The following is a 24,434-nucleotide window of genomic DNA, read 5'->3' as shown; positions in this document are numbered from 1 at the left end:
AAATGGGGGCGTTGATGTTTCGCGCCATGGACAAGATGCGCCACCGCGACGCCTTTGACATCGCCGAACCGACCGGCACGGACTTCACCGGTTTCGACAAGTCCCGCCAGATCCTGCTGGTCACGTTCAAACGGTCGGGGGAGGCGATGCCGAGCCCGATCAACCACGGCGTCGATGCCGGAAAGCTCTACGTCCGCACCGACGCGTCCACCGGCAAGGTCAAACGAATCCGCAACAACCCGAACGTCGTCGTGGTCCCCAGCAGCTTGCGCGGCAGACCCGAAGGGCAACCGGTGGCCGCGATCGCCCGGATTCTGCCCGAGTCCGATCATGCACTCGCCGAACGTGCGATCGCCGCCAATTGGAGTCCTGCGATGCGGCTCTTCGAGCGCGGTCTGGACAAGGGCAGTGCGGCGGCCGGCCTCCCGATCGCTTACATCGAGATCACTCCGGCGAGTCAGCCTCGTTGATCTTCGGTGGCCCACGGCACCCGGCATGCGTCTCCGGAGTTGAAGCCCTGCTCGGTGATGCCCAGCGCCGAGTACATCCGGGATCGCATGTTCTCCACCCCGATCTGGTAGGTCAGCTCGATCACACCGGCGTCGCCGAACCGGTGCTGCAGATCGGCGACCTGTTCGTCGGTGACCGAATGCGGATCGGTGGTCATCGCGTCGGCGTAGGCGATCGCGGCCCGCTCGTCCTCGCTGTAGAGCGGGGAGGTCGCGTAGTCGTCGATGTGCTTCAGCCGGTCGGTGTCGATGCCTTCCAGGCGTTGCAGCATGGATCCGAAGTCCACGCACCACGAGCAACCGACGGTGCGGGCGGTCCAGAACACCGCCAGATCCCGCGGGCCGGGCGGCAACTTGCGCGACGCGGACTGCAGCAGGCCTTCGTGCACCGCATTGGCCACCAGCAGTCGCGGGTGATGCGCGGCGACGGCGAAGGGCTCCGGCACTTCACCGAAGCGCCGCTTGGCATAGCGGTACATGGCACGCACCAGCACGTTGGTGCGTTTCGGCGGTAGTGGGTCGATGCGAGGTTTGGTAGTCATACCCCTTAGACGGGACAGCCCGGGAAAGTGTGACGAGCAGACGCGGCCCTCAGATCAGGAAGGGAACCAGCGCCTTGCGGTCGGTCGGGTAGTCGACGAACTTCTCCTGGTACCACTTGTGGGTGCCCAGGGCCCGGGGGATCAGATTGCCGGCGGTGATCAACAGGATGGCGACGCCGGGCAGCGCCCAGGTCAGGATCGCAAAACCGGCCCACGCCGTCATCTCGCCCAGGTAGGCCGGGCTGGTGACGAAGCGGAAGCCGCCGCCGAACGGGATCTTGTACTCGGCGCCGCCAGGGTTGTTCTTGTCTCGCAGGTTGCGCACGATCGACTCGGAGTTGACCAGCAGCGCGAACCCGCACAGGTAGACCGCCAGGCCCACCAGGAACCGCGGGTCGGTCAGCCAGCCGGTGCCGTACTGGTGAAAGTAATCGTGGCTGAACAGCGCACCGTTGAGGTAGCCGTGCATGGACGTGACGAGCATGCCCATCACCACCACCGAGATGTTGAAGGTGCTGCGCTTGCCGGGCACCTGGCGGATCGCCAGCGGGAAGAACCAGCCGCGGTTGGCGTAGTGCAGCGCCCAAATGCCGGCCAGCACCAGCGACGTCGGCTCGAAGCGGGCCGGTCCGCTGAGGTAGGCGACCAGAAACACCACGGTCGCCGGGATCTCCATCAGCCACCAGCCGAACTTGGGGTTCAGGTTCAAGCCGAGCTTGGTCGTCGAGAACCGGCCGTACGAGCTCTGGCCGAAGAAGCCGCCGACGATCACGAACGCCGCGAAGGCGAACGCTGCGGTCAGGACGGTGTCGTAGACGGTGTTGCCGGTGTACCAGTGCATCCCTGTGTCCTATCACGCCTTCGGATCTAGCTGGCGAGCAGACGCCAAAGCCCCCATTTCGTGGCGGAATAGGGGGCTTTCGCGTCTGGTCGCGGAGGGTCAGCGAGCGAACATCAGCGCCCGCTTGACCTCCTGAATCGCCTTGGTGATCTCGATACCGCGAGGGCAGGCGTCCGTGCAGTTGAACGTGGTGCGGCAGCGCCACACCCCGTCCACCTCGTTGAGGATGTCCAGGCGCTCGGCGGCGGCCTCGTCGCGGCTGTCGAAGATGAACCGGTGGGCGTTGACGATCGCGGCCGGCCCGAAGTAGGCCCCCTCGCTCCAGTACACCGGGCAACTCGTGGTGCAGATGGCGCACAGGATGCACTTGGTGGTGTCGTCGTAGCGTGCACGGTCGGTCTGGCTCTGGATGTGCTCACGGGTGGGGTGGTTGCCCGAGGTGATCAGGTACGGCTTGACCGCCTTGTAGGCATCCATGAACGGTTCCATGTTGACCACGAGGTCTTTTTCCACCGGGAGCCCGCGCAGCGGCTCGATGGTCAGCGTCAGTTCCTTGCCCGGCTTTTTGGGCAGGATGTCGCGCATCAGCAGCTTGCACGCCAGCTTGTTGTTGCCGTTGACCCGCACCCCGTCGGAGCCACACACGCCGTGCGCGCAGGACCGGCGGAAGGTCAGCGTGCCGTCCAGGTAGCTCTTCACGTAGATCAGCAGGTTGAGCAACCGGTCAGTCGGCAGCGCCGGAACCCGGAAGCTCTGCCAGCCGCCGGTGGCGGCGTAGGCGTCCGGGTTCTCCGGGTTGTAGCGGGCGATCTTGAGCGTGACCATCTGCGCGCCCTCGGGAACCGGGGGCAGCGGCGGGTCACCGGCGGGGGCAGAGTCGACCAACGCCGCCGGTGCAGCGCTCGACGGCCCGGGGGAGCAGCAACCGCCCTCGGACGAGCAGCAACCGGAGTCAGCTGAGGAGGACATCAGTACTTCCGTTCCTTCGGTTCGTAGCGGGTCTGCACCACCGGCTTGTAGTCCAGCCGGATGTCGGCGATCAGTTCGGAGCCCTGCTTGTAGGCCATGGTGTGGCGCATGTAGTTGACGTCGTCCCGGTTGGGGTAGTCCTCGCGCGCATGCCCGCCGCGCGACTCCTGGCGGTTCAACGCACCCAACACGGTGACCTCGGCCAGCTCCAGCAGGAAGCCCAGCTCGATCGCCTCCAACAGGTCGGAGTTGAAGCGCTTGCCCTTGTCGTGCACGGTGATCCGGGCGTAGCGCTCCTTGAGCGCGTGGATGTCGCTCAGCGCCTGCTTGAGGGTCTTCTCGGTGCGGAACACCGCGGCGTTGTTGTCCATCGACTGCTGCAGCGCGCCACGGATGTCGGCTACCCGCTCGTTGCCGTGCTCGGAGAGGATGTCGGCCACCCAGCCGGTCACCATGTCGGCGGGGTTCTCCGGCATATCGATGAACTCGTGCGTGTTGGCGTACTCGGCGGCGGCGATGCCCGCACGGCGGCCGAACACGTTGATGTCCAGCAGCGAGTTGGTGCCGAGCCGGTTGGCGCCGTGCACCGACACGCAGGCGCATTCGCCGGCGGCGTAGAGGCCCGGCACGGTGTTGGTGTTGTCGCGCAGCACCTGGCCGGTGTTCGTGGTCGGAATGCCGCCCATGACGTAGTGGCAGGTCGGGTAGACCGGCACCAGTTCCTTGACCGGGTCCACGCCCAAATAGGTGCGGGCGAACTCGGTGATGTCGGGCAGCTTCTCCTCGAGCACCTCTTCGCCGAGGTGACGCACGTCGATGTAGACGTAGTCCTTGTTCGGTCCGGCGCCGCGGCCCTCGAGCACCTCGAGCACCATCGAGCGGGCCACGATGTCGCGCGGGGCCAGGTCGACGATCGTCGGGGCGTAGCGCTCCATGAACCGCTCACCGTCGGCGTTGAGCAACCGGCCACCCTCGCCGCGCACGGCCTCGGAGATCAGGATGCCCAGGCCGGCCAGACCGGTCGGGTGGAACTGGTGGAACTCCATGTCCTCCAGCGGAAGACCCTTGCGGAACACGATGCCCAGGCCGTCGCCGGTCAGGGTGTGCGCGTTCGAGGTGGTCTTGTACATCCGGCCCGAGCCGCCGGTGGCGAACACGATGGCCTTGGCGTGGAAGACGTGGATGTCACCGGTCGCCAGCTCGTAGGCAACGATGCCGGTGGCCACCGGGCCCGACGGCGTCTCGGTGAGCACCAGGTCCAGGGCGTAGAACTCGTTGAAGAACTCCACGCCGTGCTTGACGCAGTTTTGGTACAGCGTCTGCAGGATCATGTGGCCGGTCCGGTCGGCGGCGTAACACGCGCGGCGCACCGGGGCCTTGCCGTGATCGCGGGTGTGCCCGCCGAACCGGCGCTGGTCGATGCGGCCCTCGGGGGTCCGGGAGAACGGCATACCCATGTTCTCCAGGTCCAGCACCGCGTCGATGGCCTCCTTGGCCATGATCTCCACGGCGTCCTGGTCGGCCAGGTAGTCGCCGCCCTTGACGGTGTCGAAGGCGTGCCACTCCCAGTTGTCGTCCTCGACGTTGGCCAGCGCGGCGCACATGCCGCCCTGGGCCGCGCCGGTGTGGCTGCGCGTGGGGTACAGCTTGGTCAGCACCGCGGTGCGGGCCCGCGGGGCCGCCTCGACGGCCGCGCGCATCCCGGCGCCGCCGGCACCGACGATCACCACGTCGTATCGATGTTCTTGAATCACCGCGATATCACCCGTTCGCTACCGAATCTGCCGTCAAGAAATGTTCGCGTCGAAGCTCAGCAGCACGTAGCTGCCCAGTGCCAGCGTGAAGATGATCGACACCGCCAGCAGCGTCATCAGCCAGAACCGGCTGCGGGCGCTGCGGGTGTAGTCGCCGATGATCGTGCGCATGCCGTTGCCGCCGTGCAGTTGGGCCAGCCACAACAGGAGCAGGTCCCAGATCTGCCAGAACGGCGAGTGCCAACGCTCCGCCACGTAGTTGAAGTCAATGCGGTACACGCCGTCCTGCCACATCAGCATGACGAACAGGTGCCCGAGCACCAGGAAGATCAGCACGGCGCCGGAGAACCGCATGAACAGCCAGGTGTACTTCTCGAAGTTGGGCATCCCGCTGTGCCGCTGCGGCGCGCGTGGGTCGCCGAGGCTGGCCGGACGGTCGCGGTCCAGGCCGCGAACGGGGGCTATCGGGCCCCGGCTGCCTTGTACGTCAGTTGTGCTCATAGGAACCGCTCCACCATGTGCATGCCGATCCGAACCACGACCGGGACCATTACCACCAGCCAGATGGCGCCGACGGCCACCAGCATCTGGCGGTGCCAGCGGGTGCCCTGCCACCAGAAGTCGATCAGGATCAGCCGGACCCCGTTGAGGCCGTGGAACAGCACCGCGGCCACCAGGCCCAGCTCCATCAGGCCGACCAGCGGGGTCTTGTAGGTCGCGATCACCTCGGTGTAGGCCTCCGGGCTTACCCGCACCAGGGCCGTGTCGAGCACGTGGACAAACAGGAAGAAGAAGATCGTCGCACCGGTGATCCGGTGCAGCGCGAACGCCCACATTCCCGGGTCGCCCTTGTACAGACTCTGCCGCCGGAACCGCGTCGCATCCGACCGCGGCCCCGGCGCCGCAGTCGCATCGGCGGATGTCGCCGTCATCAGCGCCTCCAAATTTTCTGCAGCGGCCCGCTGCGCCCGGCTATACCGCGCGTACGGTCGCTCCGCAACGCCATCGCTGTCAATAAACCTCGGCAAGGACTCTAAACCCAACAACAGGTCCGAAACGACCACACGAAAGTTACTGACGAGTAGCCAGGGCCTGCGACTACGCTGAAATTTGATCGTTGCTGACGGACGGACGAGGTGATGTGGTGCACTCAGGTCGACAAGAGATCTGTTGAATGTCCCACGAAATTGACTGGGATATGTTGCGGCGCAACGCAATCGATGTTTCGACTAATGCCTACGCGCCATACTCGGGACTGCGCGTCGGCGCGGCCGGACTGACCGATGACGGCCGGGTCGTCACCGGCTGCAATGTGGAGAATGTCTCATATGGGCTGGGCCTCTGTGCTGAGTGCGCGGTGGTTTGCGGGCTCTACGCCGCCGGCGGCGGACGGCTGGTGGCGCTGTCGTGCAGCAACTCCGACGGAGATCTGCTGATGCCGTGCGGCCGCTGCCGTCAGGTACTGCTCGAACACGGCGGTGCCGAGCTGCTCATCGACCACCCGGCAGGGGCGCGGCCGTTGGCCGAGCTGCTGCCGGACGCCTTCGGGCCCGACTTCTTGCCGAGAACCGCGCTGCCATGACCCTGCTGACCGCCTTCGACGCCCCGACGCTGATCGCCACCAAGCGTGACGGCCACCGGCTGCCCGACGCCGGGATCGACTGGCTGATCGACGGCTACACGGCAGGGCTGGTTGCCGAAGAGCAGATGTCGGCGCTGCTGATGGCTATCTACCTGCGCGGGATGGACGCGGCCGAAACCGTGCGCTGGACCTCGGCGATGATCGCCTCGGGGGAGCGGATGGACTTCACCGACCTGAGCCGCGACGGCAAGCCCCTGAAAACGGTGGACAAGCATTCCACCGGCGGCGTCGGCGACAAGATCACGCTGCCGCTGGTTGCCGTCGTTGCCGCCTGCGGAGCTGCGGTACCCAGCGCGTCGGGGCGCGGCCTGGGCCACACCGGTGGCACCTTGGACAAGCTGGAGTCGATACCGGGCTTCGAGGTGGCGTTGTCCACCGCGCGGCTGCGCGAGCAGTTGGCCGGGGTCGGCGCGGCCGTCTTCGCCGCCGGCGCTCTGGCACCGGCCGACGCCAAGCTCTACGCGCTGCGTGACGTCACCGCCACCGTGGAATCGCTGCCGTTGATCGCCAGTTCGGTGATGAGCAAGAAGCTCGCCGAGGGCACCGCGGCCCTGGTCTTGGACGTCAAGGTCGGGTCGGGCGCGTTCATGCGCTCCGCTGAGCAGGCTGGGGAACTGGCCCAGATGATGGTCGGACTGGGCGCGGCGCACGGGGTTGCCACCCGAGCCCTGCTCACCGACATGAGCACGCCGCTGGGGTGCGCGGTCGGCAACGCCATCGAGGTGGCCGAAGCCCTGGAGGTGCTGGCCGGCGGCGGCCCGGCCGATGTGGTGGCGCTGACGGTTCGGCTCGCCGAAGAGATGCTGGCCTTGGCCGGGATCGACGGTGCCGACCCGGCGCAGACCCTGCGGGACGGCACCGCGATGGACCGATTCGGCGCGATGGTCGCCGCCCAGGGCGGGGATCTGGGGATGCCGTTGCCGGTGGGTGCGTGCGCCGAGACCGTGAACGCGCAGCGCGGCGGCTTCATGGGCGACATCGATGCGATGGCGGTGGCCCTGGCGGCATGGCGTCTCGGCGCGGGCCGGTCCCGGCCGGGGGAGCGGGTGCAGCACGGCGCCGGGGTGCGGATTCATCGCCGGCCCGGCGATCCGGTGGCGGCCGGCGACACCTTGTTCACGCTGTTCACCGACACCCCCGAGCGCATCGCCCCCGCACTGGCCGAGCTCGGCGGCGGCTACTGCGTCGGCGACACACCGCCGCAGCCGCGACCTTTGATCATCGAGGCGACCCCATGATGAAGCCATGAGCACACCAGTGAGTCTGGAGACCGTGGGGCGGGTCCCCAAGGCGCTGCTGCACGATCACCTGGACGGCGGCCTGCGCCCGGCCACCGTCGTCGACATCGCCGGCCAGGTCGGCTACGACGACCTGCCGGAGACCGATCCCGAGGAACTGGCGACCTGGTTTCGAACGCGCTCCCACAGCGGCTCGCTGGAGCGTTATCTCGAACCGTTCAGTCACACCGTGGCCGTGATGCAGACCCCCGACGCGCTGTATCGGGTCGCTCGCGAATGCGTCGAGGACCTGGCCGCCGACGCCGTCGTCTACGCCGAGGTGCGATTCGCGCCCGAACTGCACATCGAGGGCGGGTTGTCGTTCGACGAGGTGACCGATGCGGTGCTGGCCGGTTTCGCCGACGGCGAGCGTGATGCCGCGGCAGCCGGCCGGGAGATCACGGTGCGCTGCCTGGTCACCGCCATGCGCCACGCGGCGCTGTCCCGCGAGATCGCCGAGCTGGCCATCCGGTTCCGCGACAAGGGGGTGGTCGGTTTCGATATCGCCGGCGCCGAAGCCGGCTATCCGCCGAGCCGGCATCTGGATGCGTTCGAGTACATGCGTGACCACAACGCGCGCTTCACCATTCACGCCGGCGAGGCATTCGGGCTGCCCTCCATTCACGAGGCGATCGCGTTCTGCGGGGCCGACCGGCTGGGGCACGGGGTGCGCATCACCGACGACATCACCGTCGACCCGGAAGACCCATCAGGGACGGTGCGGCTGGGCCGGCTGGCGGCGATCCTGCGCGACAAGCGGGTCCCGCTGGAGCTGTGCCCGAGCTCCAATGTGCAGACCGGGGCGGTCGACAGCATCGCCGAGCACCCGTTCGATCTGCTGGCCCGCGCTCGGCTGCGGGTGACGGTCAATACCGACAACCGGCTGATGAGCGACACCACCATGAGCAAGGAGATGCTGGTGCTGGCCGAGACTTTCGGGTACGGCTGGGCCGATCTGCAGCGGTTCACGGTGAACGCGATGAAGTCGGCGTTCATCCCGTTCGATCAGCGGGTGCAGATCATCGAAGAAGTGATCAAACCGCAATATGCGGCATTGATCGACTGATTCACCGCCGAAACTGGCGAAGGCCGGACAATCGCGGTGGCGATTGCCCGGCCTTCGATCCAGGGATCAGTGCTCGGTGACGGTGGCTTCGGCGTCGCCCTCTTTCCACGTGACGATGCCGTGCTCGAAAGTGGTCTGCTTGGACCCGTCAGCGTTGGTGGTCTCGTCGCTGGTCGGGTAGCCGAGCTTGCCCTGCGAACCGCCCAGCTCGTTCCACTTGTCGCGGATCTTGCCCCACACCACGTACGAACGGGTGGTGTGAACGATCACGCCGCCGTCGAACTGCTGGTAGATGCCGCCGTCGGGGTTCTTCTGCTCGGCACCGGTGGGCTCGCCCAGGTCCTGCTTGGCGGTCGCGTCCAGGGAGTCGAGCTTGGCCAGAATCGGCCCGGCGACGGTGTATTCCTTGCCATCGGCGCCGGTGATCACGGTGGAGCTGGCGGCGCTCTCCTCCGACGGAGAGTTGACCGCCGACGAAATCACCGAGCTGGCCGAAGATGCAACCGAGCTGGCCGAACTCAGGGCCTCGCTGGTCTTCTCCTTGGCGGTGCCGTTGCAACCCGTGCCGATCAGCGCGACTCCCAAAACTGCTGCGGATACTGCTGCGGCCCGCTGTGTCGCCTTGCGCATGTGTAGTCCTTTCGAATTGGAAGGCCCCCGCAAACCGCACGGCTCGGCCCGAGTGTTATCGGGCCAGATGTTAGTCGTGAATATGACCACTCGGCAATGAATTGGAGTAATTGATTGCCGTAATTCGAAGTGAATTCCGCAGTAGTGACATGTCTTCCTGCGTACGCCTTGCGCCCGTGCTGACGCGACCGGGCGGCGCAGCCTTATTCGCGCCGCAGCCGCGACTGCACGAACTGTTCGAGCTGCTCCCATTCCTTGACGGCGGGCGCGTACGGGCGCTGCGGCTCGCTGACCGATTCACGGTCGAGGACGTAGCTGACCATCCGGCCCAGCGGACGGTCCGGCGCGAGGGTGTCGGCGACGACGCCGTCCTCGGCGTAGGTGCCCACGTCCTGCAGGAACTCGACGGCCAGATCGAGCTGCTCACGGTCCACCGCGTCCGGCCCGTCGGTGAGGTCGTCGGTCATTCCGGAGAGCACGTAGACGTTGTCATCGGTGATGTCGATCGACAGCGAACCGTCGGTGGCCGCGGTCCGGATGTCGTCGTAGGTGCTCAGATCCGACAGGTCGTGGTCGTGCTCATCGGCCAGGTAGCGGGCCAGGGCGCGCTCGGAACCGAACACGCTGATCCGGCCGTTGCGGCCCAGGAACACCGGCTGGTCGCCGAGGTAACAGCGCAGCGTGAAGAACGTCCCGTTGTCGGTGATGATCCGAATCGGGTCGATGCCCACCTTGGTCCAGAAGTTGGCGTCACCGCCAAGCACCACTCGGTCGCCCGAGGCCCGCTCGGTCGTCGCCGCGGCCGGCTCGTCGTCACCATTCTCTTCGTCGGCAGCCTCGGTGTCCTCGACGTCTTCGTCGGCCGGCTCCGGCTCGGCCGGGGCTTCTGCGGCCAGCTCATCGGCCGCCTGCGATGCCGCGGCGGCGTCGACGTCGGGCGTGGTGATGATCTCTTCGATCGCGGTCAGCACTCCGCCCCAGTTGCGGCCGATGATCTCGGCGATCAGTTCCCAGCGCTTGCGGCCGGCCCGGCCGGTGAAGTTGTCGACGCCGCCGGCCAGCCAGCCCAGGTTGGGGTTGCCGTTGAAGAACTTCGTCACCGCTGTCAGGTCGCACACCGAGCCGATCGCCGAGACGATCTCCAGGGCATTGGCCAGTGACTGGACGGACTGCTTGGTCGGCTTTTCGGCCAGCAATTCCTCGACCGCGATCAGGTCGTACTGTCGGTTGCGGCTCGGGTTCAGCTTGTGGGCGTTGGCCTGGACAAGCTGCGTCCAGGCCGGGTGGTCCGCCAGATCGTTGTTGGCGTTGACCCGTACGAACGCGACCAGGTCGGCCGCGGTGGCGAAACCGTAGAGGTCTTCATCCCTGCCCAGGAACGCCTGCCATTCGTCACCGGAGTCACGCCAGCTCGGCGCCCACAGGGTATAGCGGTCACCATCGGTCACCGTGAGGCGGATCGGTACAAGGTCAGCTGCCATGGCGCACAGAGTAACGATGCAGCCCGCGCGGCCCGAAGGCGGGATTAGCACCCTGATTGGCGGCGGGACGCTTCGCATCCTGAATTAAAGAATCCTGAATTTTGCGGTGATCGGGTCGGCGGCGGCCGCCGGGTGGCTAGCGTCGCTGCTGTCCGAGAACCGGGGCCGGGGGAGGTCGCCATGACGACTGGTCGGTTGCGCCCGGCGGGCGCGATGTTGCTGGCGGTGCTGTGCGCCGCGGTATTGGCCCTGACATCGGCGTTGTCTGCGGCGGTGGCCTACAGCGTGGACCAGCTGGCGATCCGGCTGCGGTTGCTGGCCGACACGGGCTGGATCATGAGCGGCACCGGCGTGCCCGATCCCAGCGTCGGGCCCTACCTGGGGCAGATCCTCGCGGGATACCTGCAGCCGTCGTCGCCGCTCTTCGCGGGCCAGCCGACGTTCCCCGGTTACGACTTCCAGGGCTTGGCCACGCCAGAGCAGTTCTGCCCGTTCGTGTGCATCCCGGGCCAACCGGCGCTCAACTTCGGGCAGTCCCTGAACACCGGGGTCGGCTTGCTGAACCAATCGATCCTGCCGCAGCTGCTGGCCGGCGACAACGTGACGGTGTTCGGTTACTCGCAGAGCGCCGCCATCGCGACCATCGAGATGAACAATCTGATCGCCAACGCCGGGACCGCCGGCTACCCGACGCTGGATCAGCTGGGCAACATGCACGTCGTTCTGATCGGCGACCCGAACAATCCGATCGGCGGGATCCTCGATCGCTTCCAATTCCCCGACGACCAGCACCTGCCGTTCGTCAACATTCCGCTGAGTCTGGACGCCACCCCGACCGAGCACATCGCGTCGGACATCTACACCGGTGAGTACGACGGCTGGGCCAACTTCCCGCAGGACCCGACCAACATCCTGGCCGTCATCAACGCCCTTATCGGCATCCTCACCGTGCACCCGTACTACCCCGACTACACGGCAGAGCAGCTGGCCAGTGCCATCAACGTCGGCACGATCGGCGACGCGAACTTCTACATGATTCCGCAGAACCTGCCGATCCTGCAGTTCATGTTCAACGGGGGGACTGCGGGGCAGTTCTTCGGCGACTTCTTCTCGCCGTGGGCCAGGCTGATCATCAACTGGGGCTACGGCAATGCCGGTGACCCGGCCGTCAACGGGCTATACCCGATCGCGGCCGGCGACTTCATCAGCGGCAGCGCCTACCAGCAGGCGTTCGGGGTGGCGGGCGGGCCTTGGGCGATGACGCCGACCGGCGAGCTCTACGACGGATCCAGCGTGATGGGCCTGTTCGAGCGGATGGACCCGCTACAGATGCTGGCCGGGGTCCAGAACGCGCTGATCCAGAGCCTTGTCGGCCCGTGGGCCGACGTCGCGGCCGCGGCCAGTGGCGGGGTCCTCAGTGCCACTGACATCAGCACCATCACCGGCATCACCGACTTCCTGCAGACCATCACCGGCTACGACCTGATCAACTCCATCGACCAGTTCCTGATCAACGGCTGGAGCGAGTTGGCCACCGCACTGAACCTGGGCGATGTGCTGGGCCCCGACGCCCTGCTGAGCGGGGCCGCGGTGCCCGGCGACGGGCTGCTGGATCTGGTCGGTCTGGGCTTCAGTCTTTTTAACTTCTTCGGCGCTTAGACCGGCCCGCCTGGAGCAAAAGCCAGGTCGAATGCCGTCGATTTGACAACACGCGTTTTCTCTATGAAGGTCAACGCTGAAAACCACCTAATAGATTAATGTGATCTTGCCAGGTGGGGGTAATTGATCGCCGATGACATATTCGAACCGACCCGGGAGGTCTGCGATGACGGTTAAGCGAGTGCATCCCCTGGGGGCGAAGCTGTTGGCCGCGCTGTGCGCCGTTCTCCTGGGCGTGTCGTCGCTGCTGAGCCCGGCGTTGGCGTCCCGGATCGAGAAGGTGATCCGCGACGTCACGTTGCTGGCGGGTGAGGGCTGGATCATGACCGGCACCGGCTGGTCCGACCCGACCACCCTCCCCGGCTACATGGATGCGGTGCGGGCCTACTACCTGCAGCCCGCCACGACGTGGTTCGCCGGGCAGTCGACGTTCGCCGGCTACAACTTCGAGGGCCTGGCCACCCCGGAGCAGTTCTGCCCGATCGTCTGCCAGCCGCTGCCGGTCCCGCAGTTGAACTTCGCGGACTCGCTCGCGCAGGGCGCGGCCAGCCTGGACGCAGCGATCCGCCCACAACTGGAGGCCGGCGACGAGGTCACGGTGTTCGGTTACTCGCAGAGTGCGGTGGTCTCCACCCTGGCAATGCAGAAGTTGCTCGCCGACGTGCCGGGTGGCGCCTACGACCCGTTGAACCTGCACTTCGTGCTGATCGGGGATCCGAACAGCCCGATCGGCGGCATCCTGAGCCGGCTGCACTTCGCCGACGGCCTGGACGGGGGCATGCAGCACATCCCGTTCCTTGGCATCCCGGTGGGCATCGGAGCGGGTCCGACCGACTTCTCGGCCAGCATCTACAGCACCGAATACGACGGCTGGTCCAACTTCCCGCTCGACCCCACCAACGTGCTGGCTGTGCTCAACGCGCTGATGGGAATCCAGGCGGTGCACGGCGCCTACTTCAACGACAACCTTGCCAACGCCATCGACCTCGGTTCGATCGGGTCGAACGACTTCTACATGCTGCCCACCGAGCAGCTGCCCATCCTCGGACCCCTCTATGGCCTCGGTGACATCGGCAAGTTCGCCGCTGACGCGGTGGCGCCCATCCTGAAGACGTTCATCGACTGGTCCTACGGCAACCCGGGCGCCCCCGACGCCGGAATCACCGTGAACGGTGTCGACCCGATCGGCGCGGCCGGCTCCTGGGCGGTCACCGCGACGGGCCAGCTGTCGGAGGACACCGGTGTCGCCGGGTTCCTGCTGCGGATGGACCCGCTGCAGATGCTGGCTGGCCTGCAGTACGCCGGCGTGCAGAGCCTGACCAACACCATCAACAACCTGCTGGACTTCGTCGGGCAGGGCCCGCTGTCGGACTCGTTCGTCGACACGCTGTTGTCGGGCTACAACCTGACGCTCGGCCTGGACCAGGCGCTGCTCACCGGATGGCAGAACCTGGCCACCGAATGGAACCTGCTCGACGTGCTGGGCCCGGACGCCATCTTCAACGGCGCGCCGCTGATCTCGGCCCAGCCGCTGCTGGACCTGGTCGGGGTGGGCTTCAGCTTGATCAACCTGCTCGACGCCTAGATCGATGCAGCACCGGCGATCGCTGGGGGCAGCACTGCTCGTAGCGGCGTCGGTGCTCTCGGTGACCTGCGGGCCAGGGACACCGGGACCCGGCGCGGCAGATCGGCCAGGCGTTGCGCTGTTGGGCAACGAGGGCTGGATCATGGGGCCGACCAGCATTCCCGACCCCACGGTCGGCGGCTACATGGACGCGGTGTTGGACCTGTTCCTGCAGCCGGCCTCGCCGTGGTTTCCGGGGCAGCCGACTTTTCCCTCCTACGATTTCGCCGGTCTGGTCACCCCTAACCAGTTCTGCCCGCTGGTGTGCTTGCCCCCACCGAACCCCTATCTGACCTTCGCCCAATCGATAGCCCGCGGCACCGAGATCCTGCAGGCCGCGGTGGTACCGCAACTGGAGAATGGCGACAACGTCACGGTGTTCGGCTACTCGCAGAGCGCCACTGTCTCCACCCAGTTGATGATTGACCTGCTCGCCAACGCACCGGGCGGCGGCGGGGGCGTTTATGACCCGGACAACCTGAACTTCGTGCTGATCGGCAATCCCAGCAACCCGCTCGGCGGCGTGTTGACCCGCTTCCCCGCCTATCCGGTGTTGAGCGATCAGCCGATCACCCTGCCGTTCTTGGGCATCCCGTTGAGCATCGGGCCGACGCCGACCAGCGGCTTCGACACCACCATCTACACCGGCGAATACGACGGCCTAGCCAACTTCCCGCAGGACCCGGCCAACCTGCTGGCCATGGTCAACGCGCTGATCGGCACGGCGACCGTGCATTTCTCCTACATCGACTTCGACAACCTGGCCGACACCATCGACCTCGGCAGGATCGGGGACACCGACTTCTATCTGATTCCCCAGCAGTTGCCGATCCTGTGGCCGATCTACCAACTCGGCGACGTCGGCAAGGTCATCGGGGATGCGTTGACACCGATGCTCAAACTGGTAATCGACTGGGGCTACGGCAATCCGGGTGACCCATTCGTCGGCATCAACGGCACCGATGCCGTAGGGCCCTGGGCTGTGACCGCCGGCGGCCAGTTGGCCGACGGCTCCGATGTAGCCGGTTTCGGACTGCGGATGGACCCATTGCAGATGCTGGCCGGTCTGCAGTACGCCGTCGTGCACAGCTTCGTCGACCCGGTCAACGACCTGTTGGGTTTCGCCGGCCAGTCGCCGCTTTCGGATTCGTTCGTCGATGCGCTGCTGACCGGCTATCACCTCACCAACGCCGTGGACGCCCACCTGCTCGACGCCTGGAACGAGCTGGCGGTGTCGTTGAACGTCGCCGAATGGCTGGGCCCCGACGCCGTGTTCAACGGCGAACCGTTGATCTCGCTTGCGCCGATGCTGGAGATGGGCGCGGTGGTCTTCGAGATGCTCAACTTCCTCGGCGCATGACCCGTAGGGTCGGCGGCGTGAATGTGTGCGTCGTCGACCACCCGCTGGCCGCGGCGCGGCTGACCGCGCTGCGCGACGAGTGCAGCGACAACGCGGCGTTCCGGTCGGCGCTGCGCGAGCTGACCTGGATGCTGGTCTACGAGGCCACCCGTGACGCGCCCCGCACGGACGTCGTGGTGCGCACCCCGCTGACCGACACCGGCGGCGCGCGGCTGGCGCGGCCACCGCTGCTGGTGCCGGTGCTGCGCGCCGGACTGGGCATGGTGGAAGCGGCGCACGCCCTGATCCCCGAAGCCGATGTCGGTTTCGTCGGGGTGGCGCGCAACGAGGCAACCCATCAACCGGTGCCGTATTTGGCGTCGCTTCCGGCGGACCTGAGCGCCACCCCCGTCATGGTCCTCGACCCGATGCTGGCCACCGGCGGCTCGCTGGTGCACATCCTGGGACTGTTGGTCGATCGCGGCGCCACCGACATCACGGTGCTGTGTGTGGTGGCGGCACCGGAAGGCGTTGCGGCACTGGAGCAAGCGGCACCGGGAGTGCGGCTGTTCACCGCCGCCGTTGACGACGGACTGAATGAGGATGCCTACATCGTTCCGGGTCTGGGCGATGCCGGCGATCGTCAGTTCGGGCCGCGCTGAGCTACCAGTCGCGGACGGCGTCGGCCAGCATTGCGCATACCCGCGCGGCTTCCGCACGGTTGTCGGCCAGCTCATCCGAGGGCGGGCGCGCGACTTCGAGATAGCACTTGAGTTTCGGTTCGGTTCCCGAGGGGCGCACCACCACCCGTACCGAGCTGCCGTCGAACTCGCCGGTGAACTCCAGCGCATCGGTAACCGGTCCGCTGCGGTGCAGCAGATCGGTTGCGGTGACGGCGAATCCGGCCAGCGTCCCCGGGGGATCGGCGCGTAGCCGGGCCATCACGGCAGCTGCCTCGGCGGGGTTGGCGACCCGGCGCGTCACCGCGTCGGTGACGTGCACGCCGTGCCGGCGGGCCAGCTCGTCGAGGGCGTCGGGAACCGAGCTGCCGCGGCCGGCCAGGGCCGCCACCAGATCGCAGACCAACACCGCGGCGCTGATGCCGTCCTTGTCGCGCACCGCCTCCGGGTCGACGCAGTAGCCGATCGCCTCCTCGTAGGCGTAGGCCAACGTGGCGCCGGGCAGGTCGTTATCGGCGCGCGCCAGCCACTTGAACCCGGTCAGGGTCTCCACATGGCGGGCACCGTAGCGCGCTGCGATGCGCACCAGCATGCGTGACGACACCACGCTGCTGGCCACCACCACGCCGGCCGCCCGACCCGCGGGTAGCCGTGACAGCAGGTAATCACCTAACAGCCAACCGGTTTCGTTTCCGGTCAGCATCCGCCAGTCGTCAGGCCCGTTGATGCCGACCGCGCACCGGTCGGCGTCGGGATCCAGGGCGATCGCGACGTCGGCGCCGACGTCGGCGGCCAGCGACAACAGCGCATCGGTGGCCCCGGGTTCCTCCGGGTTGGGAAACGCCACGGTGGGAAAGTCCGGATCGGGGTCGAACTGGGACGTCACCGGGTGGACGTCGGCAAACCCCGCGGCGCGCAGCACCTCGACCGCAATCTTGCCGCCCACGCCGTGCAGCGGTGTCAGCGCTACTCGAACCCGGCCGCCGTGGCGCCGTACTGCGGCGGCCCGCCCGATGTAGCGCGCAATGAGTTCATCTCCGGCCGGTGCAACAGGGCGGCGGGCGATGGCGTCGGCCGGGGGAGCGTCGGCCATCGCTGCCTCGATCTCGGTGTCCGTCGGCGAGACGATCTGCACGCCGCCCTCGAAGTACACCTTATAGCCGTTGTCTCCTGCCGGATTGTGTGAGGCGGTGATCTGGATGCCGCCCGCCGCACCGGTTGCGCGCACCGCGAACGCCACCACCGGCGTCGGGCATGGTTGGGGAAGAAGCACTACCGAAAATCCTGCGGCGGCAAGCACTTCAGCCGTCGCGATCGTGAACTGCGCCGAGCCGTGACGTGCGTCGCCGCCGACCACCACCGTGGAACCTGTGCGTCGCTGTGCGCTGAGCACCTGCGCTACCGCCCAGCTGGCGCGCAGCACCACGGCCAGATTCATCGCGTCCGGCCCGCCCCGCACCGGCCCACGCAACCCGGCCGTGCCGAACCGCAGCGGTGTCGCGAACCGGGTGGCTAACTCGCCCGGACTGCATGCGCGCAGCTCCGCCGCGGTCACCGGGTCGGGGTCGTGGGCGATCCAGTCCTCGGGGGTCACCCGTTGATTGTGACAAGCGATAACTCGACATGTGTCAATTACTTGCTACGATGCGCGGGATTTGTGCCCAACGTGACAATGGAGTGCCGGTGGCTGGTTCGACATCCTCGCTGGTAAGTCGTTCAACTGCCCCGTCGGTGAATCGACGAACGCTCATGCCGGTAGCCGTCGTGGTTGCCGTGGCCGCGGTCGTCCACGGGGCCTTCGCCCTGAACTACGGCTGGCACCCCGACGAGTTCTACTACGTGATCTGTGGCCAGCACCCGGCCTGGGGATACTTCGACCACCCGCCTCTGGTACCCCTGCTGGCCCGGGTGGCGGCCGTGGGTGGCTTGCTGGGGCTGCGGTTGTTGGCGATCGCGATACATCTGGGCGCCATCGTGTTGGCGGCCCTGTTGGCCGCCGAATTCGGTGGGCGGCGGGTGGCCCAGGTCATCACGGCGGCCGCCGTCGCGGCCAGCCCGCTGTTCATGGGTGCCGCGATGTTCTTCGGGACCACCGTGGTCGACCAGCTGATCTGGATTGCGGTGCTGCTGCTGGTGACGCGGGCGTTGCGGATCGGAACGGTGCTGGCCTGGTTGCCGGCCGGCGTGGTGGCCGGCATCGGGCTGGAAGCCAAGCAGACCGTCGCGTTGCTGCTCATCGGTACCGGGGTCGGTCTGGCGATGTTCCGGCGTGACGCGCTGCGCACGACCGGATCGTGGCTGGCCGCCGCCGTGGCGGTGGCGTTGGCGGTCCCCAACCTGATCTGGCAGGCCGCGCACGGCTGGCCCAGTCTGACGTTCGCCCATGCCATGTCGGTGCGGATGGGCGGCCCGGCGGGATCGCTGATCCAGCTACCGCTGCTGCTGTTGTTGTACGCGGGCCCGCTGCTGGTGCTGCTATGGGTGATCGGGGCCCGCTGGCTGGCGTCGCCGGAGGGCCGGGACCACCGCTGGGTCTTGGTGGTGCCGGTGGTCGCACTGGTGTTGTGCGTCATCACCGGCGGCCGGTGCTATTACGCCGGGCCGGTGCTGGCGGCGCTGTTTGCCGCCGGCGCCGTCTATATCGAAGCCGAGAATCCCGACCGGCCACCGCGAGGGTGGGCGATTGCCCTGGTCGCGCTGTTTGCCGGCGCGGTCGTGTTCTGCCTGCCAGTGCTGCCACCGGCGAACGCCACCACATTGCGGAAGGTCAACCCCATTCCGATGGAGACCTACGGCTGGCCGCGGTTCATCGACGAGGTCGCGTCCGCTGCGGCTTCGCTGCCCGACGACGTGCCGATCTTCACCAGCAATTACGGCGAAGCCTCGGCGCTGCGCGTCCTCGGGCCGGCGGCCGGCATCAACCGACCGGTGGTAAGCGGCGACAGCAACTACGCGCAGTGGGGCCCGCCGGCCGGCAGCGCCGACACGGTGCTGTGCGTCGGGCGATTCCCGGTCGTGAAGCTGACCCAGTATTGGCGGCACGTCACCTACCTGTCGTCCATCCGGTTTCCCACCGGGGTGCGCAACGGGGAGAGCTCCGCGAAGATCTACCTGTGCGAGCAGCCGGTAGGCAGCTGGGCAGCGATGTGGCCGCGGATGCGGCACAGCTCCGGAGTGAGCTACTGACCTGAGGGTGCCGGCAGCCGGGCGATCACGTCGGCCAGCAGCGCGCCCATCCGGGCCGCCGACTCCCGACCCGCGGCCAGCACCTCGGCATGACTGAGCGGCTCACCGGTGATCCCGGCCGCCAGGTTGGTCACTAGCGACAGGCCCAGGACTTGGGCACCGGCCGCCCGGGCGGCGATCGCCTCGTGCACGGTCGACATGCCCACCAGGTCGGCGCCCAGGGTCCGCAGCATCCGGATTTCGGCGGGGGTCTCGTACTGCGGGCCGGCCATCCCGGCATAGACCCCTTCGGCGAGGGTGGGGTCGACTTGGTGAGCCAGCGCGCGCAGCGACGGGGTGTAGGCATCGACCATGTCGACGAAGTGCGCGCCCTCAAGGGGGGAGCGTCCGGTCATGTTCAGATGGTCGCTGATCAGCACCGGTTGGCCGACGTGGTAGCTGGCCCGCAAGCCGCCCGCCGCGTTGGTCAGCACCACGGTGTTGGCTCCGGCTGCTACGGCCGTGCGTACCGGGCGGACGACGTCGGCCAGCTGATGGCCCTCATAGGCGTGGATCCGGCCGACCAGCACCAGCACCCGGTGCGGGCCGATCTGCATAGATACCAGCTCACCGGTGTGGCCCGCTGCGGTCGGCGTGCTGAACCCGGGCAGGTCGGCCATCGGCAGGGTCGCAGTCGCGGTGCCGAGGGCTGCCACCGCGGGCGCCCACCCGGAACCGAGCACGACCGCCACGTCATGCGTCTGCACGCCGGTGCGCCGCGCTACAACCGCGGCCGCCTGAGTTGCCAGCGGTACCGTCACAGGCATTGAGCTTAGTAGCGCGCCACGATGGGATACTGCCTGAATGTCTCCAACTCCCGTGTCGCACGCTGTCGAGGCGTGGCTGGCGGCCCATGCCGAGGAATTGGTGGCGTGGCGACGGCATCTGCACCGGCATCCGGAGCTCAGCCGGCAGGAGTTCGCGACCACCCAATTCATCGCCGAGCGTCTCGCCAGTGCCGGACTCAACCCCAAGGTATTGCCCAGCGGAACCGGACTGACCTGCGACTTCGGCCCCGAGGATGGGCCTCGTGTCGCATTGCGGGCCGACATCGACGCCTTGCCGATGACCGAACAGACCGGGGCGTCGTACGCCTCGCTGGTACCGGGGGTGACGCACGCCTGCGGTCACGACGCGCACACCGCGATCCTGTTGGGTGCGGCGCTGGCCCTGGCATCCGCGCCGGAGTTGCCGGTCGGGGTGCGGCTGGTGTTCCAGGCGGCCGAAGAACTGATGCCGGGTGGCGCGATCGACGCGATCGCCGCGGGCGTGTTGAGCGGGGTCAGCCGGATCTTCGCGCTGCACTGCGATCCGCGGCTCGAGGTCGGTCGGGTGGCCACCATTCCGGGGCCGATCACCTCGGCGGCCGACACCATCGAGATCACCCTCAGCGGTCCCGGCGGACACACCTCGCGGCCGCACCTGACCGCTGACCTGGTCTATGGGTTGGGCACGCTCATCACCGGGCTGCCCGGGGTGCTGTCTCGGCGCATCGATCCCCGAAACAGCACGGTGTTGGTCTGGGGTGCAGTGAATTCCGGTGCCGCCGCCAACGCTATACCGCAGTCGGGGCGCCTGGCCGGTACGGTGCGCACGGCCAGCCGGGACACCTGGGTGGCGATGGAGAGCATCGTCGAGGAGGCGGTGACGTCCCTGCTGGAGCCGCTGAATATCGAGCACACGCTGAACTACCACCGCGGAGTGCCGCCGGTGGTCAACGAAGCGGTGTCGACGCGGATGCTGACCCACGCGATCGAGGCCATCGGGCCCGAGGTGCTGGCCGAGACCCAACAGTCCGGTGGCGGGGAGGACTTCTCCTGGTATCTGGAACAGGTGCCCGGTGCCATGGGCCGGCTCGGGGTGTGGCCGGGTAGCGGGCCGCAACTGGATCTGCACCAGCCGACGTTCGATCTCGACGAGCGCGCGCTGGCAGTCGGGGTGCGGGTGATGGCCGGCGTGGTCGACCAGACCGATCTGCTCTAGCCCCCTCTGGCGCGAGGCCCCATTTGGCGCGAGCTGGGGGCACCTCCCGCTCGCGGGGGAGCGTGTTTGTACGCCGACACGCCGCAGATTCCGTACAACGATGCACCCTCGCGGCTCCGGGGCATTCACAGTCCGGCCGTTGTCCACAGTTGGGGCCGGTCGGGCCGGATGAGGGAATCGGCTTTCGTTCTCGGCGTCGACGATCGGGCGCATGGATCAACGACTGCACCGGCTACTCGATCGCCAAGGCGGCGTGGTTACGTCCGCTCAGGCGCTGACCTATCTGACCCGACGGGGACTTGAATCAGAGCTGAAACACGGCTCACTGCAAAAGATTTGGTACGGAATCTATGGCTACGGACGTATCACGACCGAGCTGCGGCTGCGTGGGCTGGATCTGGCCACTGGCACCCCCGTCGCGGTCTGTCTGGGGACGGCGGCCGCGGCATACGGCTTCGACACCGAGGAGCCTGTCGATTTACATGTACTCAACCCGCGGGATCAGCAACTCAGGTCAACCGACGGACTGGTGGTGCACCGGCGCGAGGGCGCACCGCTGAGCGAAGTCGCGGGCCGACCGGCGACCACGCCGGAGTGGACGGCGATCGAGGTGGCCCGCACCCTTCGTCGCCCACGGGCGTTGGCGACACTAGATGCCGCGCTGCGCAGTGGGACCTGTACCCGCCGCACGCTGCAACGCGCCGCGATCCGCCAGGCGGGCCGACGCGGCATCGTGGCCGTGCGCGACCTGCTACCGCTCGCTGACCCGCTGGCCGAATCCGCGATGGAGAGCGAGTCGCGGCTGATGATGGTCGTCGGCGGCCTGCCGACCCCGGTCCTGCAGCATCAGATCGTGGACCGCGATCATCGGACCTGGCGCGTCGATTTCGCCTGGCCGGAGCAGCGGGTCGCGGTGGAATACGACGGTGTCGTCTGGCATGAGGGGCCGGACGCGTTCGTCTACGAGCGTCAGCGGCGCGCCGCACTGCAGGAAGTGGGCTGGGTGGTGGTCTCGATCATCGCCGATGATGTTCGGCGCCGGCCGTGGGAGACCGTCCGCCGTATCGAAACTCAGCTGGGACGCGCTGCCGCCTGACCCGGGCCGCCCTGCACGAGGGTGCACAGTTGTACAGCCGTGCCGGCGTGTCGCCGTGCAAACACGCTCCCCCGCGAGCGGGAGGTGCCCCCAGCGCGAGGCGCCAAAAAAGCTAGCTGCCGGGGCCGATGTTGCGGGCCGGGCGGGTCCGCAGATTGCGCACGTACTCGTCTGGGGCACCGGCGATCTGGGCGGCCTCGGCCACCACGCCCAGGTATCTCGCCGACGGCAGCCCGCGCTCCCAGGCATCAACGACGTACAGCCACGCCAACACTGGGGCCGGCTCGCTGTCGGCCGGGTCCGAGGTGATCCCGTCTACCCGGTCCACCCGGAGTCGGATCTTCTTGTGGATGCCGAATTCCGAGCCTTCCCAGCTGTCCATGTTCTTCTCGTCCTCGGGAGTTACGTCGTAGAGAACGACGAAAACACTCGAGTCCGGGTCCTCGACCACGGTCGCCAGGGCGCCTTCCCAGCCGATGTCCTCGCCGGCGAACGTCAGCCGCCAGCCGTGCAACCAGCCGGTGCCGGTCATCGGGGAATGCGGCGCTCGTTGCAGCATCTGTTCTGGATGCATGTTCGACCCGTAGGCGGCGTAGAGCGGCACGGCAGAAATCTTAAACGCCGCGCTGCGGATAGGTTAGTCGCTGTGACTTCTCCCTCGACGCGCATCGTGATTGTCGGCGGTGGCCCGGCCGGCTATGAGGCGGCGCTGGTCGCGGCGGCCAAGGGGCCCGAAGCGGTATCGGTGACGGTGGTCGACTCCGACGGCATCGGCGGGGCCTGCGTGTTGTGGGACTGCGTACCGTCCAAGACCTTCATCGCTTCGTCGGGAGTGCGCACCGAGCTACGACGTGCCCCGCACCTGGGTTTCGACATCCATTTCACCGACGCCGAGATCGAGCTGAGTCAGATCCACGAGCGGGTGAAGTCCCTGGCCGCGGCGCAATCCGATGACATCCGCACGCAGCTGCTCAACTCCGGTGTCGAGGTCATCGCCGGCCGCGGCGAGCTGGTCGATCCCGAATCCGGCCTGGCTCATCATCGGATTCTGGTCACCGAGCACGCCGGTGCGCAGCGGGTGCTCGACGCCGACGTGGTGTTGATCGCCACCGGGGCCAGTCCGCGGACCCTGCCCGGTGCGGAGCCGGACGGCGAGCGGATTCTGACCTGGCGCCAGCTCTATGACCTGCACACGCTGCCCGAGCATCTGGTGGTGGTGGGTTCCGGGGTCACCGGCGCGGAGTTCGTCAACGCCTACACCGAACTCGGTGTCAAGGTGACGGTGGTGGCCAGCCGGGACCGGGTTCTGCCGCACGAGGACCCCGACGCGGCTCGGGTGCTGGAGAGCGTGTTCGCCGAACGCGGCGTGACCCTGGTCAAGAACGCCCGGGCCGCCTCGGTGACCCGCGAGGGCCCACCGTCCAACGGAGTGTTGGTCACCATGACCGACGGCCGCACCGTGGCGGGAAGCCATGCGCTGATGACGGTCGGCTCCGTGCCCAACACCTCTGGCCTGGGTTTGGAGCGAGTTGGGATAACCCTGGCGGCGGGCAATTACCTGCAGGTGGACCGGGTATCGCGGACGTCGGTGCAGGGGATCTACGCCGCCGGCGACTGCACCGGACTGCTGCCGTTGGCGTCGGTCGCGGCCATGCAGGGCCGGATCGCGATGTATCACGCGCTGGGGGAGGCGGTGGCTCCGATCCGGCTGCGCACGGTGGCGGCCGCGGTGTTCACCCGGCCCGAGATCGCCGCGGTGGGGGTGCCGCAGTCCCAGATCGACGACGGCACGGTGCCCGCCCGCACCGTCATGCTGCCGTTGCAGACCAACGCCCGGGCGAAGATGAGCCGGATGCGGTACGGGTTCCTCAAGCTGTTCTGTCGGCCGGCCACCGGAACGGTGATCGGTGGGGTGGTGGTGGCCCCGATCGCCTCCGAGCTGATCCTGCCGATCGCGCTGGCGGTGCAGAACCGGATCACGGTGGCCGACCTGGCGCAGACGCTGGCGGTCTATCCGTCGCTGTCGGGATCGCTCACCGAGGCGGCTCGCCGGCTGATGACGCACGACGACCTCGACTGAGCGGGCAGTACTCCAAGCGAGCGTCGCAGCGTGTTTG

General features: G+C 67.5%; 22 protein-coding genes and 1 pseudogene. 12 read left to right on the top strand and 11 right to left on the bottom strand.

The genetic code is table 11. The features are described 5' to 3' along the window. Window positions 1-2 precede the first annotated feature (2 nt). Window positions 3-470, top strand: a complete 468-nt coding sequence (locus ACKY0X_RS16930) for a PPOX class F420-dependent oxidoreductase (RefSeq protein ID WP_409426975.1) — start codon at window positions 3-5, stop codon at window positions 468-470. On the opposite strand, the pseudogene ACKY0X_RS16925 reads toward ACKY0X_RS16930, so the two are convergent. From ACKY0X_RS16925 to sdhC, 6 genes and pseudogenes are all read right to left on the bottom strand, one after another. Further along, window positions 458-1,090: pseudogene (locus ACKY0X_RS16925) on the bottom strand (carboxymuconolactone decarboxylase family protein); the annotation flags it as partial. The gene ACKY0X_RS16930 and the pseudogene ACKY0X_RS16925 sit on opposite strands and share 13 nt — an antisense overlap. 10 nt (window positions 1,091-1,100) lie before the next feature. Then, window positions 1,101-1,892, bottom strand: coding sequence for a 3-oxo-5-alpha-steroid 4-dehydrogenase (locus tag ACKY0X_RS16920; RefSeq protein ID WP_409426974.1), 792 nt, complete (start codon window positions 1,890-1,892; stop codon window positions 1,101-1,103). A 99-nt stretch (window positions 1,893-1,991) separates the two neighbouring features. Beyond that, a complete protein-coding gene (locus ACKY0X_RS16915) occupies window positions 1,992-2,861 on the bottom strand; it encodes a succinate dehydrogenase iron-sulfur subunit (protein WP_231384114.1) in 870 nt (289 codons plus the stop codon). Further along, the gene (sdhA, locus tag ACKY0X_RS16910; RefSeq protein WP_409426973.1) at window positions 2,861-4,615 is read right to left on the bottom strand and encodes a succinate dehydrogenase flavoprotein subunit; all 1,755 of its coding nucleotides are present in this window, start codon (window positions 4,613-4,615) and stop codon (window positions 2,861-2,863) included. Before sdhA ends, ACKY0X_RS16915 begins: the two co-directional genes overlap by 1 nt. Before the next feature lie 33 nt (window positions 4,616-4,648). Further along, entirely contained in the window at window positions 4,649-5,116 is a 468-nt protein-coding gene (locus tag ACKY0X_RS16905) for a succinate dehydrogenase hydrophobic membrane anchor subunit (RefSeq protein WP_065041863.1), read from the bottom strand. Next, window positions 5,113-5,550 carry a succinate dehydrogenase, cytochrome b556 subunit gene (gene sdhC, locus ACKY0X_RS16900; RefSeq protein ID WP_109413662.1) on the bottom strand — a complete coding sequence of 146 codons (438 nt, stop codon included), beginning with the start codon at window positions 5,548-5,550 and terminating at the stop codon, window positions 5,113-5,115. Before sdhC ends, ACKY0X_RS16905 begins: the two co-directional genes overlap by 4 nt. Window positions 5,551-5,789: 239 nt before the next feature. Between sdhC and ACKY0X_RS16895 the strand changes: the two genes are divergently transcribed. Genes ACKY0X_RS16895 through ACKY0X_RS16885 form a run of 3 tightly spaced genes read left to right on the top strand, consistent with a single transcriptional unit; the run spans window position 5,790 to window position 8,600 of the window. Then, window positions 5,790-6,197, top strand: coding sequence for a cytidine deaminase (locus ACKY0X_RS16895; RefSeq protein ID WP_409426972.1), 408 nt, complete (start codon window positions 5,790-5,792; stop codon window positions 6,195-6,197). After that, on the top strand, window positions 6,194-7,495 hold the full coding sequence (locus ACKY0X_RS16890) for a thymidine phosphorylase (protein WP_409426971.1): 1,302 nt from the start codon (window positions 6,194-6,196) through the stop codon (window positions 7,493-7,495). The genes ACKY0X_RS16895 and ACKY0X_RS16890 overlap by 4 nt, the downstream gene beginning before the upstream one ends. A gap of 7 nt (window positions 7,496-7,502) precedes the next feature. Then, window positions 7,503-8,600: an adenosine deaminase gene (locus ACKY0X_RS16885; protein WP_409426970.1), complete on the top strand. Its 1,098-nt coding sequence runs from the start codon at window positions 7,503-7,505 to the stop codon at window positions 8,598-8,600. Between the two features lie 66 nt (window positions 8,601-8,666). Here the strand turns inward: ACKY0X_RS16885 and ACKY0X_RS16880 are convergent, their stop codons facing one another. Both ACKY0X_RS16880 and ACKY0X_RS16875 read right to left on the bottom strand, forming a co-directional pair. Continuing rightward, the gene (locus ACKY0X_RS16880; protein WP_046286538.1) at window positions 8,667-9,230 is read right to left on the bottom strand and encodes an LGFP repeat-containing protein; all 564 of its coding nucleotides are present in this window, start codon (window positions 9,228-9,230) and stop codon (window positions 8,667-8,669) included. Between the two features lie 203 nt (window positions 9,231-9,433). Next, window positions 9,434-10,711 carry a primosomal protein gene (locus tag ACKY0X_RS16875; protein ID WP_409426969.1) on the bottom strand — a complete coding sequence of 426 codons (1,278 nt, stop codon included), beginning with the start codon at window positions 10,709-10,711 and terminating at the stop codon, window positions 9,434-9,436. A 180-nt stretch (window positions 10,712-10,891) separates the two neighbouring features. On the opposite strand from ACKY0X_RS16875, the gene ACKY0X_RS16870 reads away from it, so the two are divergent. From ACKY0X_RS16870 to upp, 4 genes are all read left to right on the top strand, one after another. Beyond that, window positions 10,892-12,370 (top strand): PE-PPE domain-containing protein, encoded by a 1,479-nt coding sequence (locus ACKY0X_RS16870; RefSeq protein ID WP_409426968.1) that lies wholly within the window; start codon window positions 10,892-10,894, stop codon window positions 12,368-12,370. A 166-nt stretch (window positions 12,371-12,536) separates the two neighbouring features. Next, the gene (locus ACKY0X_RS16865) at window positions 12,537-13,955 is read left to right on the top strand and encodes a PE-PPE domain-containing protein (RefSeq protein WP_409426967.1); all 1,419 of its coding nucleotides are present in this window, start codon (window positions 12,537-12,539) and stop codon (window positions 13,953-13,955) included. 4 nt (window positions 13,956-13,959) lie between these two features. Next, a complete protein-coding gene (locus tag ACKY0X_RS16860; RefSeq protein ID WP_409426966.1) occupies window positions 13,960-15,354 on the top strand; it encodes a PE-PPE domain-containing protein in 1,395 nt (464 codons plus the stop codon). Window positions 15,355-15,371: 17 nt separating this feature from the next. Then, window positions 15,372-15,995, top strand: coding sequence for a uracil phosphoribosyltransferase (gene upp / locus ACKY0X_RS16855; RefSeq protein ID WP_409429672.1), 624 nt, complete (start codon window positions 15,372-15,374; stop codon window positions 15,993-15,995). Between the two features lies 1 nt (window position 15,996). Here the strand turns inward: upp and ACKY0X_RS16850 are convergent, their stop codons facing one another. Beyond that, window positions 15,997-17,607 (bottom strand): phospho-sugar mutase, encoded by a 1,611-nt coding sequence (locus ACKY0X_RS16850; protein ID WP_409426965.1) that lies wholly within the window; start codon window positions 17,605-17,607, stop codon window positions 15,997-15,999. 155 nt (window positions 17,608-17,762) lie between these two features. Between ACKY0X_RS16850 and ACKY0X_RS16845 the strand changes: the two genes are divergently transcribed. Beyond that, complete coding sequence (locus ACKY0X_RS16845; RefSeq protein ID WP_409426964.1) at window positions 17,763-19,199, top strand: ArnT family glycosyltransferase; 1,437 nt, start codon at window positions 17,763-17,765, stop codon at window positions 19,197-19,199. Here ACKY0X_RS16845 and ACKY0X_RS16840 read toward each other — a convergent pair. After that, window positions 19,193-20,005 (bottom strand): purine-nucleoside phosphorylase, encoded by an 813-nt coding sequence (locus tag ACKY0X_RS16840; RefSeq protein ID WP_409426963.1) that lies wholly within the window; start codon window positions 20,003-20,005, stop codon window positions 19,193-19,195. The genes ACKY0X_RS16845 and ACKY0X_RS16840 overlap by 7 nt on opposite strands. A gap of 37 nt (window positions 20,006-20,042) precedes the next feature. Between ACKY0X_RS16840 and ACKY0X_RS16835 the strand changes: the two genes are divergently transcribed. Beyond that, window positions 20,043-21,221 carry a M20 family metallopeptidase gene (locus tag ACKY0X_RS16835; RefSeq protein ID WP_409426962.1) on the top strand — a complete coding sequence of 393 codons (1,179 nt, stop codon included), beginning with the start codon at window positions 20,043-20,045 and terminating at the stop codon, window positions 21,219-21,221. 211 nt (window positions 21,222-21,432) lie between these two features. After that, entirely contained in the window at window positions 21,433-22,317 is an 885-nt protein-coding gene (locus tag ACKY0X_RS16830; protein WP_409426961.1) for a DUF559 domain-containing protein, read from the top strand. Window positions 22,318-22,429: 112 nt separating this feature from the next. Here ACKY0X_RS16830 and ACKY0X_RS16825 read toward each other — a convergent pair whose 3' ends face one another. Further along, the gene (locus ACKY0X_RS16825; protein WP_046286473.1) at window positions 22,430-22,921 is read right to left on the bottom strand and encodes a gamma-glutamylcyclotransferase; all 492 of its coding nucleotides are present in this window, start codon (window positions 22,919-22,921) and stop codon (window positions 22,430-22,432) included. 42 nt (window positions 22,922-22,963) lie between these two features. On the opposite strand from ACKY0X_RS16825, the gene ACKY0X_RS16820 reads away from it, so the two are divergent. After that, on the top strand, window positions 22,964-24,397 hold the full coding sequence (locus ACKY0X_RS16820; RefSeq protein WP_409426960.1) for an NAD(P)H-quinone dehydrogenase: 1,434 nt from the start codon (window positions 22,964-22,966) through the stop codon (window positions 24,395-24,397). Window positions 24,398-24,434 lie beyond the last annotated feature (37 nt).

The sequence above is a fragment of the Mycobacterium sp. SMC-11 genome, from assembly GCF_046250095.1.
In the GTDB taxonomy this organism is placed as follows: Bacteria; Actinomycetota; Actinomycetes; order Mycobacteriales; family Mycobacteriaceae; genus Mycobacterium; species Mycobacterium heraklionense_A.
Note: the sequence above shows the minus strand (reverse complement) of the source record. Positions and strands in the feature narration are given on the sequence as shown.